Origin of the sequence: Brenneria nigrifluens DSM 30175 = ATCC 13028, from assembly GCF_005484965.1 — a bacterium.
GTDB lineage: Bacteria > Pseudomonadota > Gammaproteobacteria > Enterobacterales > Enterobacteriaceae > Brenneria > Brenneria nigrifluens.
On record NZ_CP034036.1, the window covers coordinates 2746352 to 2764039 of the forward strand.

Consider the following 17688-nt stretch of genomic DNA (forward strand, 5'->3'; position numbering starts at 1 on the left):
GAGCCAATGTGAGCCAGAAATATCTCTTTATCGACCGTGACGGAACATTGATTGCCGAGCCGCCCGAAGATTTTCAGGTTGACCGGTTGGATAAGCTGGCGCTGGAGCCGGACGTGATCCCCTCCCTGCTGGCGTTGCAAAAGGCGGGCTTCAAACTGGTGATGATCACCAATCAGGACGGCCTCGGCACCGCCAGCTTTCCGCAGGAAACCTTCGATCCGCCGCATAACCTGATGATGCAGATTTTCACCTCCCAGGGCATTCGCTTTGCGGACGTGCTGATCTGTCCGCATCTTCCGGCCGACCAGTGCGCCTGCCGCAAGCCGAAAACGGCGCTGGTGACGGCGTATCTGAACGACGGCGCCATAGACGTTGCCCACAGCTATGTGATCGGCGATCGGGAAACCGATTTACAGCTGGCGGAAAACATGGGCATCGGCGGCCTGCGCTATCAGCGCGACGGCCTGAACTGGCGCGCCATCGCCGACCAGCTCACCAAACGCAACCGCCACGCCCACGTCAACCGCGTCACGCGCGAAACGGCCATTGACGTTAACGTCTGGCTGGATCAGGAAGGCGGCAGCAAAATCAATACCGGCGTCGGCTTTTTCGACCACATGCTGGATCAGATCGCCACCCACGGCGGTTTCCGCCTGAAAATAGAGGTGAAAGGCGACCTGTATATCGACGATCACCACACGGTGGAAGATACCGGGCTGGCGCTGGGCGAAGCGCTCAGCAAGGCGCTGGGCGATAAACGCGGCATCGGCCGTTTCGGCTTCGTGCTGCCGATGGATGAGTGTCTGGCGCGCTGCGCGCTGGATATTTCCGGGCGGCCGCATCTGGAATACAAGGCCGAATTCAGCTATCAGCGCGTGGGCGATCTGAGCACCGAAATGGTCGAACACTTCTTCCGCTCGCTCTCCTACGCCATGGGCTGCACGCTGCACCTGAAAACCAAGGGGCGCAACGACCACCATCGCGTCGAAAGCCTGTTCAAGGCCTTCGGCCGGGCGCTGCGTCAGGCGATCAGGGTTGAGGGCGATACGCTGCCGAGTTCAAAAGGGGTGTTGTAATGAAGGTCGTTATTCTGGATACCGGCTGCGCCAACCTCTCTTCGGTCGATTACGCCGTACGGCGCCTAGGCTACCAGCCCGTGGTCAGCCGGGAGGCCGAGGTGGTCCTGCACGCCGACAAGCTATTTTTACCCGGCGTCGGCACCGCGCAGGCGGCCATGAATCAACTGGCCGAACGCGAGCTGATCGACCTGATTAAAGCCTGTACCCAGCCGGTGCTGGGTATCTGCCTCGGGATGCAGCTGCTCGGCACCGCCAGCGATGAAAACGGCGGCATCGCCACGCTGGGCATTGTCGATGCGCCGGTGAAGCTGATGAAGGACCAGGGTTTGCCCCTGCCTCATATGGGCTGGAACCAGGTGATAGCGCAGGCCGGACACCGCCTGTTCCGCGATATCGCGGAAAACGCCTACTTCTACTTTGTCCACAGCTACGCCATGCCGGTGTGTCCGCACACCATCGCGCAGGCCAACTACGGCGACCCCTTCACCGCCGCGCTGGAGAAAGACAATTTCTTCGGCGTGCAGTTTCACCCTGAACGTTCCGGCGCCGCCGGGGCGCAGTTGCTGAAAAACTTTCTGGAGATGTAGATCGTCATGATTATTCCCGCATTGGATCTGATAGACGGACAGGTGGTCCGTTTGCATCAGGGCGATTATGGTCAGCAGCGTCAGTACGGCAGCGATCCCCTGCCCCGGCTGCAGGACTACCAGCAACAGGGGGCGCAGGTATTGCATCTGGTCGATCTGACCGGCGCCAAAGATCCGTCCGCCCGTCAAATCCCGCTGCTGAAAACGCTGCTGTCCGGCGTGAGCGTGCCGGTTCAGGTCGGCGGCGGCATCCGCAGCGAGCAGGACGTGGAGGCGCTGCTCAACGCCGGCGCGCGCCGCGTGGTTATCGGCTCCACCGCGGTAAAACAGCCGGAGCTGGTGCAGCAATGGTTCACCCGCTACGGCGCGGAAGCGCTGGTGCTGGCGCTGGATGTGCGTATTGACGCCGCCGGCGTTAAACGGGTGGCGATCAGCGGCTGGCAGGAGAACTCGGAATCGACGCTGGAGCAAATCGTCGAACGCTATCTGCCCTTCGGTCTGAAACACGTGCTGTGCACCGATATTTCGCGCGACGGCACCCTGAGCGGCTCCAACGTGGAGCTTTACCGCGAAATCAGCCGGCGCTACCCGCAGGTCGCCTTTCAGGCTTCCGGCGGCATCGGCAATCTGGCCGATATCGCCAATTTGCGCGGCAGCGGCGTACAGGGCGTGATCGTCGGGCGGGCGCTGCTGGAAGGTAAATTCAACGTAGCGGAGGCCATTTCATGCTGGCAAAACGGATAATTCCCTGTCTGGACGTGCGTGACGGGCAGGTGGTCAAAGGCGTACAGTTCCGCAACCATGAAATTATCGGCGATATCGTTCCTCTGGCGCAGCGTTACGCCCAAGAAGGCGCCGATGAACTGGTATTTTACGATATCACCGCGTCATCGGACGGCCGCGTGGTCGACAAGAGCTGGGTATCCCGCGTGGCCGAGGTGATCGACATTCCTTTCTGCGTGGCCGGCGGCATCAAAAGCGTGGAGGAAGCCGGGCAGATCCTCTCTTTCGGCGCGGATAAAATTTCCATCAATTCCCCGGCGCTGGCCGATCCGCAGTTGATTACCCGTCTGGCCGACCGTTACGGCGTGCAGTGCATCGTCGTCGGGATTGATACCTGGCACGATGCGGCAACCGGCCGTTATCACGTCAATCAATACACCGGCGATGAAACGCGCACCAAGGTCACCACCTGGGAAACGCTGGAGTGGGTGGAAGAAGTACAAAAACGCGGCGCCGGCGAAATCGTCTTGAATATGATGAATCAGGACGGCGTGCGCAACGGTTACGATTTACATCAGCTGAAACTGGTGCGGGAAGTCTGCCATGTGCCGCTGATTGCCTCCGGCGGCGCCGGCACCATGGCGCATTTTCTGGCCGCTTTCCAGGACGCCGCGGTTGACGGCGCGCTGGCGGCGTCGGTATTTCATAAGCAGATCATCAATATTGGTGAACTGAAAAACTATCTTAAGCAACAAGGCGTGGAGATTCGAGTGTGTTAAGCGACGAACAAAAAAACCGACTGGATTGGAAAAAAACCGACGGTCTGCTGCCTGTGGTGGTACAACATGCGGTTTCCGGCGAAGTCCTGATGTTGGGCTATATGAATCAGGACGCGCTGCTGGCCACCGAAGAGAGCGGTAAGGTGACGTTTTTTTCCCGCACCAAACAGCGTTTGTGGACCAAGGGCGAATCCTCCGGCAACTTTCTCCATGTGGTATCCATTACGCCGGACTGCGATAACGACACGCTGCTGGTTCTGGCCAATCCGATCGGGCCGACCTGTCACCTGGGCAGCAGCAGTTGCTTTTCCCCCGCCGCCAGCGACTGGCAATTTCTCTACCAGTTGGAACAGTTGCTGAGCGCGCGAAAAAACGCCGATCCCGCCAGTTCCTACACCGCCCGGTTATATGCCAGCGGCACCAAGCGCATTGCGCAGAAAGTGGGCGAAGAGGGTCTGGAAACCGCGCTGGCGGCCACCGTGCACGACCGGGAAGAGTTGACCAACGAAGCCGCCGACCTGATGTACCACCTGTTGGTGCTGTTGCAGGATCAGGATTTGGATATGGCGACCGTCATCAATCGCTTAAAAGAACGCCATAATAAATAAGCAAAAAAACGGCACCGTTTCCGGTGCCGTTTTAAAATGCTTATTTAACAATCTATTGCAAGTAATATCGTCAGACGCCACATACTATCAGGGCAGTGATTTACCCGTAAATATTGGCACGATCGCGCAGTTCCTTACCCGGTTTGAAGTGAGGGACATACTTGCCTTCCAACTCGACTTTTTCACCCGTTTTCGGATTACGGCCGACGCGCGGTGCACGGTAGTGAAGAGAAAAACTGCCGAACCCACGGATCTCGATACGATCGCCTTCGGCCAACGTAGTGGCCATCTGCTCGAGCATCTCTTTAACTGCATCCTCAACCGTTTTGGCCGGAATATGAGATTGCTGTCCAGCAAGTCTTTCAATAAGTTCAGACTTGGTCATGGTTCCTCCAAGTGGCGATTAGCTAAATAATCACCATAACTTACTACCGTTTCAAGAGCGGGCAACCCGTGTCGCCCGCTCCGCCGTTTTTTACCCGATTACTCGCCTTTCGCTGCTTTGAACGCTTCAGCCATGGCGCTGGAGAAGTTGCTTTCTTCCTGTTTGTTGTTAACAGTCGCGATAGCATCTTTCTCGTCGGCTTCGTCCTTGGCACGAACGGACAGGCTGACCACGCGGTTTTTACGATCAACGCCGGTGTATTTGGCTTCAACGCTGTCGCCAACGTTCAATACCAGGGTGGCGTCTTCAATGCGGTCGCGAGAAGCTTCGGAAGCGCGCAGGTAACCTTCCACGCCGTCCGCTAATTCAACTGTAGCACCTTTGGCGTCAACCGCGGTGACTTTACCAGTAACAATAGCGCCTTTCTTGTTTACAGACAGGTAGTTATTGAACGGGTCTTCAGCCAGTTGTTTCACGCCCAGGGAGATACGTTCACGCTCGGCGTCAACCTGCAATACGACAGCGGCGATTTCATCGCCTTTCTTGTATTCGCGCACGGCTTCTTCGCCGGCCACGTTCCAGGAGATGTCAGACAGGTGAACCAGACCGTCGATGCCGCCATCCAGACCGATAAAGATACCGAAATCAGTGATGGATTTGATCTTGCCTTCAACGCGGTCGCCCTTGTTGTGGGTTTCGGCAAACTGCTGCCACGGATTGGCTTTGCACTGTTTCAGACCCAGGGAGATACGGCGACGTTCTTCGTCGATATCCAGAACCATTACTTCCACTACGTCGCCAACGTTGACCACTTTGGACGGATGGATGTTTTTGTTGGTCCAATCCATTTCGGAAACGTGAACCAGACCTTCAACGCCCTCTTCGATTTCAACGAAGCAGCCGTAGTCGGTCAGATTGGTTACGCGGCCGGTCAGGCGGGTGCTTTCCGGATAACGCTTGGCGATAGCCACCCATGGATCTTCGCCCAGCTGTTTCAGGCCCAGGGAAACACGAGTACGCTCGCGGTCGAATTTCAGCACCTTAACGGTGATTTCGTCGCCCACATTGACGATTTCGCTCGGATGTTTAACGCGTTTCCAAGCCATATCGGTGATATGCAGCAGGCCGTCGACGCCGCCCAGATCAACGAACGCACCGTAGTCGGTAAGGTTCTTGACGATACCTTTGACTTCCATGCCTTCCTGCAGGTTTTCCAGCAGTTGATCGCGTTCGGCGCTGTTTTCGGATTCGATAACCGCACGGCGAGAAACCACAACGTTGTTGCGTTTCTGATCCAGCTTGATAACTTTGAACTCAAGCTCTTTGCCTTCCAGATGCAGCGTGTCGCGAACCGGACGCACGTCTACCAGCGAACCCGGCAGGAACGCGCGAATGCCGTTCAGCTCAACGGTGAAACCGCCCTTCACTTTACCGTTGATAACGCCGGTAACGGTCGCCGCTTCTTCGTAAGCTTTTTCCAGCGTCAGCCATGCTTCATGACGTTTGGCTTTCTCACGAGACAGCAGCGTTTCACCGAAGCCGTCTTCAACGGCATCCAGCGCTACGTCTACTTCATCGCCAACCTGAATTTCCAGTTCGCCCTGAGCGTTTTTGAACTGCTCCACCGGAATGGCGGATTCAGATTTCAGTCCGGCGTCAACCAGTACCACGTCTTTATCAATGGCAACCACAACGCCGCGCACGATGGAACCGGGACGGGTTTCGATTTCTTTCAGGGATTCTTCAAAGAGTTGAGCAAAAGATTCAGTCATGTTGATAATCTTAGGAGTCTTCAATTTAACGTCCATCCGGCATCCTGCTCGATGGGGTTGTTTAACATGCCCCGCTGTGCATCCTTACAGCGAGGTAAAAATTCATTTTTAAGCGTGCTTGGCCAGAATTTCGCGGGCATAGGCCAGCGCTCGCGCAATCACTTCGTCGATCGTCATCGCCGTTGAATCCAGCACCAGCGCATCTGCCGCCGGCACCAGCGGCGCAACGGGCCGATTACGGTCGCGATCGTCGCGCTCCCTTATCTCGGATAAAAGACGTTCAAAGTTAACACTAAAGCCCTTCGCCTGCAACTGTAGCATACGTCGCTGGGCGCGTTCCTCCGCGCTGGCATCAAGGAAAATCTTCACCGGCGCATCGGGAAACACCACGGTTCCCATATCACGACCGTCGGCGATCAGCCCCGGCGCCTCGCGAAACGCGCGCTGCCGGCGCAATAACGCTTCGCGAACCCGGGGGAAAGCCGCGGCCTGCGACGCCGTATTGCCGACCTCTTCAGCGCGGATCTCGTTACTGACGTCCTCGCCTTCCAAAACCACTTTCAGTTGCCCGTCTTCAGAGATAAAACGCACATCCAGATGAGAGGCCAGAGGAACCAGCGCTTCTTCTGAATGGATATCCACCTGATGATGTAAGGCCGCCAGCGCCAGAACGCGATAAATCGCTCCCGAATCCAGCAGGTTCCACTGTAAAGCTTCTGCCAGCGCTTTGCACAACGTACCTTTGCCTGCGCCACTCGGTCCGTCAACCGTAATCACCGGTGCAGTCACCGCCATCTTTCTCTCCTTTACACTGGGAAATCCCGTTGATGTCGTTTTTAGACATTACGGTGCTTTATTATACGCATCAATGGCGAGAAAGGTTATATCGACGGGAAAAATAAGACGGCGCCTGATAGCGGGCCGGCGCTGTTGCCGATGGGTAAGGCGGGGTTCAGCCCCGCCTTACCCTCGAAGCCGTTATGCCGGTTCGCTTAAGCTCGCCAACTGGTCGAAATAGTCAGGGAAGGTTTTGGCGGTGCATTTCGGGTCGAGAATGGTGACCGGCGTATCCGACAGGGCCACCAGGGAAAAGCACATCGCCATCCGATGGTCGTTATAGGTTTCGATTTCGGCGGCTTTCAGCTTTGCCGGGGGCGTGATACGAATATAATCCTCACCCTCCTCCACCTGCGCGCCGACTTTACGCAACTCAATCGCCATGGCGGCCAGGCGATCGGTCTCTTTTACCCGCCAGTTATAAATATTGCGCAGCGTGGTGGTTCCGCCGGCGGCGAACAGCGCGGTGGTGGCGATGGTCATGGCGGCATCGGGAATATGGTTCATGTCCATATCTATCGCCCGGAGTTCGCCGCGCCGGCATTCGATGTAGTCATCGCCCCAGCGGATTTTCGCCCCCATCTTCTCCAATACGTCGGCAAAGCGGATATCGCCCTGCACGCTGGCGCGCCCGACGCCGGTAACCCGCACCGTGCCTCCTCTGATGGCCCCCGCCGCCAGGAAATAGGACGCCGACGACGCATCACCCTCCACCAAATAATCCCCCGGAGAGCGGTATTGCTGACCGCCTGAAACGTAAAACCGCTGATAATTCTCGTTACGCACCGCGATACCGAAGGTTTTCATCATATTCAAGGTGATATCGATATAGGGTTTGGAAACCAGATCGCCCTGAATGCGGATACGGGTATCCTGCGCCGCCAAAGGCGCCGCCATCAGCAGCGCGGTCAGAAACTGGCTGGATACGCTGCCGTCAACGCTGATGTCGCCCCCCTGAAACCCGCCGTGCAGGCGCAAGGGCGGGTAGTTTTCCTGCTCCAGGTAATCCACCTTCGCGCCGCCCTGGCGCAGGGAGTCAACCAGATGACCGATGGGACGCTCTTTCATCCGCGGCTCCCCCGTCAGAACGATGTCGCCGTCGGTCAAACATAGCGCCGCGGCCAGCGGGCGCATGGCGGTTCCCGCATTTCCCAGAAACAGTTCGAGCGGTTTCCGCGCCCGCAACGCGCCGCCTACCCCGACGATTTCGCACTGGGTGCGGCTGGAGGAGAGTTGATAACTCACCCCCAGCGTCTGTAGCGCATTAAGCATATGGCGAACGTCATCGCTGTCCAGCAGGTTAGTCAACCGCGTCGTCCCGGCGGATAAGGCCGCCAGCAGGAGCGCCCGGTTCGAGACGCTTTTTGATCCAGGGAGGTTAATGGTGCCGTTAATCAATTTAACCGGCGGTAGGGTCAGGGATTGCTGCATGTGAAACTTATTCTCCAAACGTGAACACAGAAACCCCGGCAAGCACCGGGGTTTTCAGATCGTCGAACCCGTCATTCATGCGCGGCGGGAATGACTGAAGCGGTACGCCTTGCATTACCCGTGGCGGCGCTCAAAATCCGCCATAAATTCCGTCAGCGCCTTGACGCCCGCCAGCGGCATGGCGTTATAGATGGAGGCGCGCATACCACCCACGGCGCGGTGTCCTTTAAGCGAGTGGAGACCGGCGGCCTGAGCTTCTTGCAGAAAAACCTTGTCCAGTTCGGCATTCGCCAACAGGAAAGGCACGTTCATGCGGGAACGATTAGCCGCGGCCACGTCGTTGCTGTAAAAATCGCTGTTATCAATCGCCCCGTAAAGCCAGTCGGCTTTATCCTGGTTGCGTTTTTCCATTTCCAGTAGACCGCCCTGCTCTTTCAGCCACTTGAACACCATGCCGGAAAGATACCAGGCAAAGGTCGGCGGAGTGTTAAACATCGAATCGTTGTCGGCCAGAATCTTGTAATCGAGAATGGAAGGCAGTTCGCGACGCGCCTTGCCCAGCAAATCATCGCGCACAATAACCAGCGTCAGCCCGGCCGGGCCGATGTTTTTCTGCGCGCCGGCATAGATCACGCCATAGCGGCTGACGTCGATAGGGCGGGATAAAATACTGGAAGAAAAGTCGGCCACCACGGTTTTGTCACCGAAATCGGGGGTCTCTTCGATGGCAATCCCGTCTATGGTTTCATTCGGGCAGTAGTGCACGAAAGCGGACTCGTCGGACAACACCCACTCGCTCATCGGCTTCACGCTGCGCAGACCGTCCGCGCGCGTTTTTACATCCACCACGTTCGGGGAGCAGTATTTTTCCGCTTCTTTAACCGCGCTGAGCGCCCAATAGCCGCCGTCGATATAGTCGGCCTGCGTTTTTTCGCCCAGCAGATTGAGCGGCACCGCCGCGAACTGCGCCCGGGCGCCGCCGTGGCAGAAAAGCACTTTATAGTTGGAAGGGATTTTCAGTAAATCGCGCAGATCCTGCTCGGATTCAGCCGAAACCTGCATAAATTCTTTACTGCGATGGCTGATTTCCATTACCGATGTCCCCAGGCCATGCCAGTTGCATAGTTCCTGTTCGGCACGACGTAACACCTCGACCGGCAGCATGGCTGGACCGGCGCTAAAATTAAAAACCTGAGTCATTTCCCCTCACCACATCTTAAAAAATAACGATGATTTTATCACAATGGTTTAAAACACACTGTTTTACCTGCCATCGGTTTTATCACTCGTCAACCGTGGCTGCAATGCTTATTGCGCGTTGCCGTCCAAAACGCAGCCTCGGCGGCGGTGTCCGCATCCCATGTTATCGAGCTGTTAAGAATAAATAGAGTCCGCGGTCAAAAGCCCGTATCATGCCCGTCCCGATCCCACCTGCATAAGTAAAACTATGAGCCAAACCTTTATCCCAGGCAAAGACGCCGCCCTGGAAGACTCCATCGCCCGTTTTCAGCAACAGCTCCAGGATCTGGGGTTCGACATCGAAGAGGCCTCATGGCTCAACCCGGTGCCTCACGTCTGGTCGGTGCACATTCGCGATCGTGATTGTCCGCTCTGCTTCACCAATGGTAAAGGCGCCAGCAAGAAAGCCGCGCTGGCTTCGGCGCTGGGCGAATATTTCGAACGCCTGTCGACAAACTATTTTTTTGCCGATTTTTACCTCGGCAAAACCATTGCCCAGAGCGAATTCGTGCACTATCCCGATGAAAAATGGTTCGCCATTACGCCGGATAATACCCTGCCGGAGGGCATTCTGGATGCGCGCCTGCGCGAATTCTACGATCCTGAGCAGGCGCTCGGCGCCAGCGATCTGATCGACCTGCAATCCGGCAACGCCGGGCGGGGGATCTGCGCGCTGCCGTTTATCCGCCAGCGCGATCTGCAAAAGGTCTACATCCCGATGAACATCATCGGCAACCTGTACGTATCCAACGGCATGTCCGCCGGCAATACCGCCAGCGAGGCCCGCGTGCAGGGATTATCCGAAGTGTTCGAACGCAGTATTAAAAACCGCATTATCGCGCAGTCAATCAGCCTGCCGGCCATTCCCCAGGCGGTGTTAAACCGCTATCCGGGCGTGGTTGAAGCCATTGCCACGCTGGAAAAAGAGGGCTTCCCGATCTTCGCCTACGACGCTTCCCTCGGCGGTCAATACCCGGTTATCTGCGTGGTGCTGTTTAATCCGGCGAACGGAACCTGTTTCGCCTCTTTTGGCGCGCATCCCGATTTTGGCGTGGCGCTGGAGCGCACGGTGACCGAACTGCTGCAAGGGCGCGGGCTGAAAGATTTGGACGTTTTCACCCCGCCGACCTTTGACCTCGACGAAGTCGCCGAGCATGCCAATCTGGAGACCCATTTTATCGACTCCAGCGGTTTGATCTCCTGGGATATGTTTAAGAATCAGGCCGACTATCCGTTTGTCGACTGGAGTTTCAGCGGCACCACGGAAGAGGAGTTCGCCACGCTGATGGCGATTTTCCAGCGGGAGGATAAGGACGTGTATATCGCGGACTACCAGCACCTGTCGGTTTACGCCTGCCGCATTCTGGTTCCCGGCATGTCGGATATTTATCCCGCCGACGATCTGCTGCTGGCCAATAACGCCATGGGCGCGCATCTGCGCGATACGCTGCTGGCGTTGCCGGACAGCCGCTGGGAAAAAGCGGATTATCTCGCCCTGTTGCAGCAGTTGGACGACGAAGGCTTTGACGACTTCACCCGGGTACGCGAACTGCTGGGTATCGCCACCGGTAAGGATAACGCCTGGTTCACGTTGCGTATCGGCGAGTTGAAATCGATGCTGGCCTTGGCCGGCGGCGATCTGGAACAGGCCTTAATCTGGGCGGAATGGACGCAGGATTTCAACGGTTCGGTCTTCCCCGCGCCGCGCGCCAATTACTATCGCTGCCTGCAAACGCTGTTGCAGCTGGCGCTGGAGCCGCAACGCAATCCCGCCGACTATTACCACGCTTTCGTCAGCATGTACGGACGAGAAACCGTGGACGCGGCCGGTGCTGCCATCGCCGGCGAACAGAGTTTCCACGGGCTGTTTACCATTGATGACGCATTCGCCGCCTTGCCGGCGCATCGCTCGCTGCTGGCGGCGTATGAGAAATTGCAACGGGCGAAAAGCCGTTACCGGCAAGTCAATTAATGCCGGCGGCGCAGTAATAGAGTTGCGTCCCTGCCGGCATAAAGTGGCGATAGTCTGTTTTCGGCATAACACACCGGTACTCCTTAAATCCGCGGGGGTACCGTTATTCGAAAAGCAATATTTACCTTAACGCAACCGTCTAAAAAGGGAAGTGTTACGAACCAGTGAATTTTAAATTAAATTTCATCATAAATAGCGCCCCTAAATTATACAAAGCATGATAATCATTAACGCCTAATCGGGGGGCTAAGGTCGGCAAATTCAAATCTTTTTGTAAAGTTTAAAATATTTTTTCTATATTAAAATCAATTAGATAATCAAAAAACAAAGGAGTTTTCCGCGGTCTGTGCGAGTACTAGTTTCGCGCAATATGATCCACATCAAATTTTGCTTTATACTGCTTTGCTAGTATCTCGACGCTGATAAATTTTAAGAGAGAGTTAGTGTGAAAGCTGACAACCCCTTTACTCTACTATTACCGGCCGCGATGGCGAAAGTCGCCGAAGATGCCGGTGTCTATAAAGCAACAAAACAGCCGTGGACCACGTTTTATCTGGCGATCACCGCGGGTGTCTTTATCTCGATTGCATTTGTTTTTTATATTACCTCTACCACCGGCACAGCGACGATCCCCTTTGGTATATCCAAGCTGATTGGCGGTATCTGTTTCTCGCTGGGGTTAATGCTGGTGGTGGTTTGCGGCGCGGATTTATTTACCTCCACCGTGCTGACTGTCATCGCCAAGGCCAGTGGACGTATCACCTGGAAACAACTAGCCTGTAATTGGGTCAATGTCTATATCGGCAACCTGCTTGGCGCTCTGCTCTTTGTGGCGCTGATTTGGTTTTCCGGCGAGCATACGGTCGCCAACGGCGCATGGGGACTCAACGTTCTGCAAACCGCCAATCACAAACTTGAGCACACTTTTATTGAAGCATTGTGCCTGGGAATTCTGGCAAACCTGATGGTATGCCTGGCCGTGTGGATGAGTTATTCCGGCCGAACCCTGACGGACAAGATGTTTGCGATGATTTTACCGGTCGCCATGTTTGTCGCCAGCGGTTTTGAACACAGTATCGCCAATATGTTTATGGTTCCGATGGGGATCGTAATCAAAAATTTTGCCGCCCCCGAATTCTGGCAGGCAATAGAAATGGCGCCCTCTCAATTTGAACACTTAACCGTTAGTCATTTCATCACAAGCAATCTGATCCCTGTCACGATAGGGAATATCATTGGTGGAGGCTTACTGGTGGGTTTAACATATTGGGTAATTTATTTGCGCGGCGGAGACCAGCACTAGGGTGCAATCAGCCGCAACGTCGGGTTTTAAAAAAATCCATATCAAAGGTAGGTGTAAAATGACCGATCTGAATGAAAAATTGGCCAGCGCATGGCAGGGTTTTAGCAAAGGTGAATGGCAGGATGGAGTCAACGTTCGTGACTTCATTCAGAAAAACTACACGCCGTATGAAGGCGACGAATCTTTCCTGGCCGGCGCGACCCAAGCGACCACCGCGCTGTGGGATAAAGTCATGGAAGGCGTCAAACTGGAAAACCGCACCCATGCGCCGGTTGATTTCGATACCACCGTGGCAGCGACCATCACCTCCCACGATGCCGGCTACATCAATAAAAGCCAGGAAAAAATCGTCGGTCTGCAAACCGAAGCTCCGCTGAAACGCGCGCTTATTCCGTTCGGCGGCATCAAGATGATTGAAAGCTCCTGCCAGGCATACGATCGCCAGCTGGATCCGCAGCTGAAAAAAATCTTCACCGAATACCGTAAAACGCATAACCAGGGTGTTTTCGATGTTTATACCCCTGACATTCTGCGCTGTCGTAAATCAGGCGTGCTGACCGGTCTGCCCGACGCCTACGGCCGCGGCCGCATCATCGGCGACTATCGCCGCGTGGCGCTGTACGGTATCGATTACCTGATGAAAGACAAGTTCGCCCAGTTCTCTTCTCTGCAATCCAAACTGGAAAACGGCGAAGACCTGGAAGCGACCATCCGTCTGCGCGAAGAGATCGCCGAACAGCATCGTGCGCTGGGCCAGATCAAGGAAATGGCCGCCAAATACGGCTGCGATATTTCCGGTCCCGCCACCAATGCGCAGGAAGCGGTACAGTGGACCTACTTCGGCTACCTGGCCGCGGTTAAATCGCAGAACGGCGCCGCGATGTCCTTCGGTCGCGTATCCACCTTCCTGGATATCTACTTCGAACGCGATCTGCAGGCCGGTAAAATCACCGAAGAAGAAGCGCAGGAGCTGGTCGACCATCTGGTGATGAAGCTGCGTATGGTTCGTTTCCTGCGTACGCCGGAATATGATGAACTGTTCTCCGGCGACCCGATCTGGGCAACCGAATCCCTGGCGGGCATGGGTCTTGACGGACGTACGCTGGTTACCAAAAACAGCTTCCGTTTCCTGAACACCCTGTACACCATGGGGCCGTCGCCGGAACCGAACATGACCATTCTGTGGTCCGAAAGACTGCCGCTGAACTTCAAGAAATACGCCGCGAAAGTATCCATCGATACCTCTTCCCTGCAGTATGAAAACGACGACCTGATGCGTCCTGACTTCAACAACGATGACTATGCCATCGCCTGTTGCGTCAGCCCGATGGTGGTTGGTAAGCAAATGCAGTTCTTCGGCGCGCGCGCCAACCTGGCGAAAACCATGCTGTATGCCATCAACGGCGGCGTGGATGAAAAAATGAAGATGCAGGTGGGTCCGAAATCCGCTCCGATCAAGAGCGAATACCTGGGCTTCGACGAAGTGATGGAGCGTATGGATCACTTCATGGACTGGCTGGCCAAACAGTACGTCACCGCGCTGAACATCATTCACTACATGCATGATAAGTACAGCTACGAAGCGTCGCTGATGGCGCTGCACGATCGCGACGTTTATCGTACCATGGCCTGCGGTATCGCCGGTCTGTCGGTTGCCGCCGACTCCCTGTCCGCCATCAAATACGCCAAGGTCAAACCCATCCGTGACGAAGACGGTCTGGCCGTCGACTTTGATATCGAAGGCGAATATCCGCAGTTCGGCAACAACGACCCGCGCGTCGATGAACTGGCCTGCGACCTGGTTGAACGCTTTATGAAGAAAATTCAGCGGCTGAATACCTATCGCGGCGCCACGCCGACCCAGTCGGTTCTGACCATCACCTCCAACGTGGTATACGGTAAGAAAACCGGTAATACGCCTGACGGTCGCCGCGCCGGCGCGCCGTTCGGACCGGGCGCCAACCCGATGCACGGACGCGACCAGAAAGGCGCCGTGGCCTCGCTGACCTCGGTGGCGAAACTGCCGTTCGCCTACGCCAAAGACGGTATTTCCTATACTTTCTCCATCGTTCCGAATGCGCTGGGTAAAGATGACGACGTGCGTAAAGCCAACCTTGCCGGCCTGATGGATGGTTACTTCCACCATGAAGCGGCCAGCATTGAAGGCGGCCAGCATCTGAACGTCAACGTGATGAATCGCGAAATGCTGCTTGACGCCATGGAAAACCCGGAAAAATATCCGCAGTTGACCATTCGCGTATCCGGCTATGCAGTGCGTTTCAACTCACTGACCAAAGAACAACAGCAGGATGTCATCACCCGTACTTTCACCCAGTCGATCTGATTTCCCTGACTGTCTGAAAAAGCGTAAAATAAAGGCTCCACTTGAGTGGGGCCTTTTTCTCACGCCAACGCGGAGTGCTAACCTGAGAGTAAACCTGTTTTGCCAGCCCGCCATATCGCCGTGGATGGCTGGCAAAACAGATTCGACGCAGCATCGGCCGGGTGGTGTGCGCTGTCACCGATAGTTGACAGGTATTCCGCCCGTTTTCTTATGACTGCGCTTATAAAGACCGCTATTGTTCGGTCAAACCTGGAGAAAACCTCGCAATGTCAGTAATCGGTCGCATCCACTCTTTCGAATCCTGCGGAACCGTCGACGGTCCGGGGATTCGCTTTATCGTTTTTTTTCAAGGCTGTCTGATGCGCTGCCTGTACTGCCACAATCGAGATACCTGGGACACGCACGGCGGTAAGGAAATTATGGTGGAAGAGTTGATGAAGGAAGTGGTGACCTACCGCCATTTTATGAACGCCTCCGGCGGCGGCGTCACCGCCTCGGGCGGAGAAGCGATTTTACAGGCCGAATTCGTACGCGACTGGTTCCGCGCCTGTCATCAGGAAGGCATCAATACCTGTCTTGATACCAACGGATTTGTGCGCCGTTACGATCCGGTGATTGATGAACTGCTGGACGTGAGCGATCTGGTGATGCTCGATCTGAAGCAGATAAATGATGACGTACACCAGAACCTGGTCGGCGTATCCAATCATCGCACGCTCGACTTTGCCCGCTATCTGGCCAAACGCAACCAGCGCACCTGGATACGCTACGTGGTGGTTCCCGGCTGGTCCGACGATGATAAATCCGCGCATTTGCTCGGCGAGTTCACCAAAGACATGTCGAATATCGAAAAAATCGAACTGCTTCCCTATCACGAACTCGGTAAGCATAAGTGGATAGCCATGGGCGAAGAATACAAACTGGACGGCGTGAAACCGCCAAAAGCGGAGACCATGGATCGCGTGAAGTCCATTCTTGAAGGCTACGGCCATAAAGTGATGTACTGATTCCGCCGGCGGCGCCGCAAGTCCCGGCATACTTACGGGCGGCCGTTACGCCAGCCGCCCCGCCGCTTTTATCTTCACCTGCACCGCGTTTCCCGGCAAGTAAGCCAGCGGGATCTCCTGATAATCAATGATCGCCACGCTGCCCGGCAGCGCGCCCGTCTGCACCGCCAGCGCGACGGTTTGCCGCTGTAGCTCCAACCTTATGCGGTCGCGGTCGCCTTCCGACATTTTAACCACCTTATCGATCTGGGTCCCCACCAGCCCCAGGGCGACGCCGACGGCATTGGCGGCATCAAAGTTGTGCGGACGGATCACCCGGCTGATGCCGGACAAGGTATCCGGCAGCAGAATGCTTCCCCCGCCGACCAAGACGGCCGCAACGCTGCCGGCAGATGATTTCATACGGTCAATGGCGTCTTCGACCCGCTGAATCATTTCCCGGTACGCCCGCCGGCAAAGCGCCGCATCCAGCACCGGCAGCGCCGCGGTAAGCTCCGCGGGCCAGCGGCCGGCATCCAGTTGCATCGCCACGTCGCTTAAGGTCAAGGTGTCGCCGCCAAAGCTCAGCCCCTGCTGTAACAGACGGTAGCCCACGCTATCGGGGCCCAGAGTGATATTGCCGGCGCTATCCTGACGCACGCAGGTGCCGCCGCCGATGCCGATGGAAACAATATCCGGCATTCTGAAGTTGGTGCGGATGTCCCCCACTTCCACCGCAATGGCCGACTCCCGCGGAAAGCCATTCACCAGTACGCCGATATCCGTGGTGGTGCCGCCGACATCAATGATCAAGGCATTGTCCAGCCCCGACAGGTGACAGGCGCCGCGAATAGAGTTGGTCGGGCCGCAGGCCATCGTCAGGATGGGATACTGCTTGACCGTGCTTTCAGACATCAGCGTACCGTCGTTTTGACCGAAAAAGGGCGTGGCCTTGATGCCATAATGGGACAGCGCCTGGATAAAACCATCGACAAAACTCCGGGCGGTGCGCTGTAGCGCGGCGTTGAGAATAGTGGCGTTTTCTCTTTCCAGCAGGCCGATATTGCCGATTCGATGGGACAGCGACAGAGAAACATCCGGCAGGGCGGCGCCTATCCAGTCGGCGACCCTCAGTTCCTGGGCGGCGTTCACCGGAGAGAACACCCCGCAAACGGCGACGCTATCGACCTCCCCGCGCATTTTTTCACAGGCGGCCATCACCTCGTCAAAAATAACGCCATGAATTTCTTTGCCGTCGAACTCATAGCCGCCATGAAGCTGATAGAAATGCGGACCGAGAGTTTGATGCCACTCATCACTCCAGTCAAACAGCGGAGGAACGCCGTCGCTGCTGGGTAAGCTAAGTCTTAGCAGCCCCACCCGGTTCAGCCCTTTTCGCTCGACGATGGCATTGGTGCATTGCGTGGTGCCAAGCATGGCATAACGAATATCCCGCGGACGAACGCCGGACAGCGCCAGCACCCGGGCGATAACCCGTACAATACCGCTGCAGATATCATCGCTGGTGGGGAACTTGGCGGTGGCGATGCACCGAAGGTCCGCATCCAGAATGGCGGCGTCGGTGTTGGTGCCGCCGACGTCAATGCCGAGGCGGTAATCATTTTTCCCAGACATGGCAGACC

The 17688-nt window shown here is 56.1% G+C and carries 15 protein-coding genes; 9 read left to right on the plus strand and 6 right to left on the minus strand.

Features of this window, described 5'->3' with window-relative positions; translation table 11 throughout:
• Positions 1 to 8: 8 nt before the first annotated feature.
• Genes hisB through hisIE form a run of 5 tightly spaced genes read left to right on the plus strand, consistent with a single transcriptional unit; the run spans position 9 to position 3776 of the window.
• Positions 9 to 1076: a bifunctional histidinol-phosphatase/imidazoleglycerol-phosphate dehydratase HisB gene (gene hisB / locus EH206_RS12905; protein ID WP_009113210.1), complete on the plus strand. Its 1068-nt coding sequence runs from the start codon at positions 9 to 11 to the stop codon at positions 1074 to 1076.
• Entirely contained in the window at positions 1076 to 1666 is a 591-nt protein-coding gene (gene hisH / locus EH206_RS12910) for an imidazole glycerol phosphate synthase subunit HisH (RefSeq protein ID WP_009113211.1), read from the plus strand. The genes hisB and hisH overlap by 1 nt, the downstream gene beginning before the upstream one ends.
• Positions 1667 to 1672: 6 nt before the next feature.
• On the plus strand, positions 1673 to 2410 hold the full coding sequence (gene hisA, locus EH206_RS12915) for a 1-(5-phosphoribosyl)-5-[(5-phosphoribosylamino)methylideneamino]imidazole-4-carboxamide isomerase (RefSeq protein ID WP_009113212.1): 738 nt from the start codon (positions 1673 to 1675) through the stop codon (positions 2408 to 2410).
• Positions 2392 to 3168, plus strand: a complete 777-nt coding sequence (gene hisF / locus EH206_RS12920) for an imidazole glycerol phosphate synthase subunit HisF (RefSeq protein ID WP_009113213.1) — start codon at positions 2392 to 2394, stop codon at positions 3166 to 3168. The genes hisA and hisF overlap by 19 nt, the downstream gene beginning before the upstream one ends.
• On the plus strand, positions 3162 to 3776 hold the full coding sequence (gene hisIE / locus EH206_RS12925) for a bifunctional phosphoribosyl-AMP cyclohydrolase/phosphoribosyl-ATP diphosphatase HisIE (protein ID WP_009113214.1): 615 nt from the start codon (positions 3162 to 3164) through the stop codon (positions 3774 to 3776). Before hisF ends, hisIE begins: the two co-directional genes overlap by 7 nt.
• Positions 3777 to 3876: 100 nt before the next feature.
• On the opposite strand, the gene ihfB is transcribed toward hisIE, so the two are convergent.
• The 5 genes from ihfB to serC form a co-directional block, all read right to left on the minus strand.
• Positions 3877 to 4161: an integration host factor subunit beta gene (gene ihfB, locus EH206_RS12930; RefSeq protein ID WP_009113215.1), complete on the minus strand. Its 285-nt coding sequence runs from the start codon at positions 4159 to 4161 to the stop codon at positions 3877 to 3879.
• Positions 4162 to 4259: 98 nt separating this feature from the next.
• Positions 4260 to 5933: a 30S ribosomal protein S1 gene (gene rpsA / locus EH206_RS12935; RefSeq protein WP_040343910.1), complete on the minus strand. Its 1674-nt coding sequence runs from the start codon at positions 5931 to 5933 to the stop codon at positions 4260 to 4262.
• A gap of 108 nt (positions 5934 to 6041) precedes the next feature.
• Entirely contained in the window at positions 6042 to 6728 is a 687-nt protein-coding gene (cmk, locus tag EH206_RS12940; protein WP_009113217.1) for a (d)CMP kinase, read from the minus strand.
• A gap of 183 nt (positions 6729 to 6911) precedes the next feature.
• Positions 6912 to 8201 carry a 3-phosphoshikimate 1-carboxyvinyltransferase gene (gene aroA / locus EH206_RS12945; RefSeq protein ID WP_009113218.1) on the minus strand — a complete coding sequence of 430 codons (1290 nt, stop codon included), beginning with the start codon at positions 8199 to 8201 and terminating at the stop codon, positions 6912 to 6914.
• A gap of 114 nt (positions 8202 to 8315) precedes the next feature.
• Positions 8316 to 9401: a 3-phosphoserine/phosphohydroxythreonine transaminase gene (serC, locus tag EH206_RS12950; protein WP_009113220.1), complete on the minus strand. Its 1086-nt coding sequence runs from the start codon at positions 9399 to 9401 to the stop codon at positions 8316 to 8318.
• Between the two features lie 247 nt (positions 9402 to 9648).
• On the opposite strand from serC, the gene ycaO reads away from it, so the two are divergent.
• The 4 genes from ycaO (at position 9649) to pflA (ending at position 16066) form a co-directional block, all read left to right on the plus strand.
• On the plus strand, positions 9649 to 11412 hold the full coding sequence (gene ycaO, locus EH206_RS12955; RefSeq protein WP_009113221.1) for a 30S ribosomal protein S12 methylthiotransferase accessory factor YcaO: 1764 nt from the start codon (positions 9649 to 9651) through the stop codon (positions 11410 to 11412).
• A gap of 445 nt (positions 11413 to 11857) precedes the next feature.
• Positions 11858 to 12715: a formate transporter FocA gene (focA, locus tag EH206_RS12960; protein ID WP_009113222.1), complete on the plus strand. Its 858-nt coding sequence runs from the start codon at positions 11858 to 11860 to the stop codon at positions 12713 to 12715.
• Between the two features lie 58 nt (positions 12716 to 12773).
• Complete coding sequence (gene pflB / locus EH206_RS12965) at positions 12774 to 15059, plus strand: formate C-acetyltransferase (protein ID WP_009113223.1); 2286 nt, start codon at positions 12774 to 12776, stop codon at positions 15057 to 15059.
• 266 nt (positions 15060 to 15325) lie between these two features.
• Positions 15326 to 16066, plus strand: a complete 741-nt coding sequence (gene pflA, locus EH206_RS12970) for a pyruvate formate lyase 1-activating protein (protein ID WP_009113224.1) — start codon at positions 15326 to 15328, stop codon at positions 16064 to 16066.
• Between the two features lie 45 nt (positions 16067 to 16111).
• Here the strand turns inward: pflA and EH206_RS12975 are convergent, their stop codons facing one another.
• Positions 16112 to 17680, minus strand: a complete 1569-nt coding sequence (locus EH206_RS12975; protein WP_009113225.1) for a hydantoinase/oxoprolinase N-terminal domain-containing protein — start codon at positions 17678 to 17680, stop codon at positions 16112 to 16114.
• Positions 17681 to 17688 lie beyond the last annotated feature (8 nt).

What these genes read in the sequence shown, in the direction of transcription:
- hisH (WP_009113211.1), top strand. Translation starts at nt 1,076, where the DNA reads ATGAAGGTCGTTATTCTGGATACCGGCTGCGCCAACCTCTCTTCGGTC.
- hisA (WP_009113212.1), top strand. Translation starts at nt 1,673, where the DNA reads ATGATTATTCCCGCATTGGATCTGATAGACGGACAGGTGGTCCGTTTG.
- hisF (WP_009113213.1), top strand. Translation starts at nt 2,392, where the DNA reads ATGCTGGCAAAACGGATAATTCCCTGTCTGGACGTGCGTGACGGGCAG.
- ihfB (WP_009113215.1), bottom strand. Translation starts at nt 4,161, where the DNA reads ATGACCAAGTCTGAACTTATTGAAAGACTTGCTGGACAGCAATCTCAT.
- rpsA (WP_040343910.1), bottom strand. Translation starts at nt 5,933, where the DNA reads ATGACTGAATCTTTTGCTCAACTCTTTGAAGAATCCCTGAAAGAAATC.
- cmk (WP_009113217.1), bottom strand. Translation starts at nt 6,728, where the DNA reads ATGGCGGTGACTGCACCGGTGATTACGGTTGACGGACCGAGTGGCGCA.
- aroA (WP_009113218.1), bottom strand. Translation starts at nt 8,201, where the DNA reads ATGCAGCAATCCCTGACCCTACCGCCGGTTAAATTGATTAACGGCACC.
- serC (WP_009113220.1), bottom strand. Translation starts at nt 9,401, where the DNA reads ATGACTCAGGTTTTTAATTTTAGCGCCGGTCCAGCCATGCTGCCGGTC.
- ycaO (WP_009113221.1), top strand. Translation starts at nt 9,649, where the DNA reads ATGAGCCAAACCTTTATCCCAGGCAAAGACGCCGCCCTGGAAGACTCC.
- pflB (WP_009113223.1), top strand. Translation starts at nt 12,774, where the DNA reads ATGACCGATCTGAATGAAAAATTGGCCAGCGCATGGCAGGGTTTTAGC.
- pflA (WP_009113224.1), top strand. Translation starts at nt 15,326, where the DNA reads ATGTCAGTAATCGGTCGCATCCACTCTTTCGAATCCTGCGGAACCGTC.
- EH206_RS12975 (WP_009113225.1), bottom strand. Translation starts at nt 17,680, where the DNA reads ATGTCTGGGAAAAATGATTACCGCCTCGGCATTGACGTCGGCGGCACC.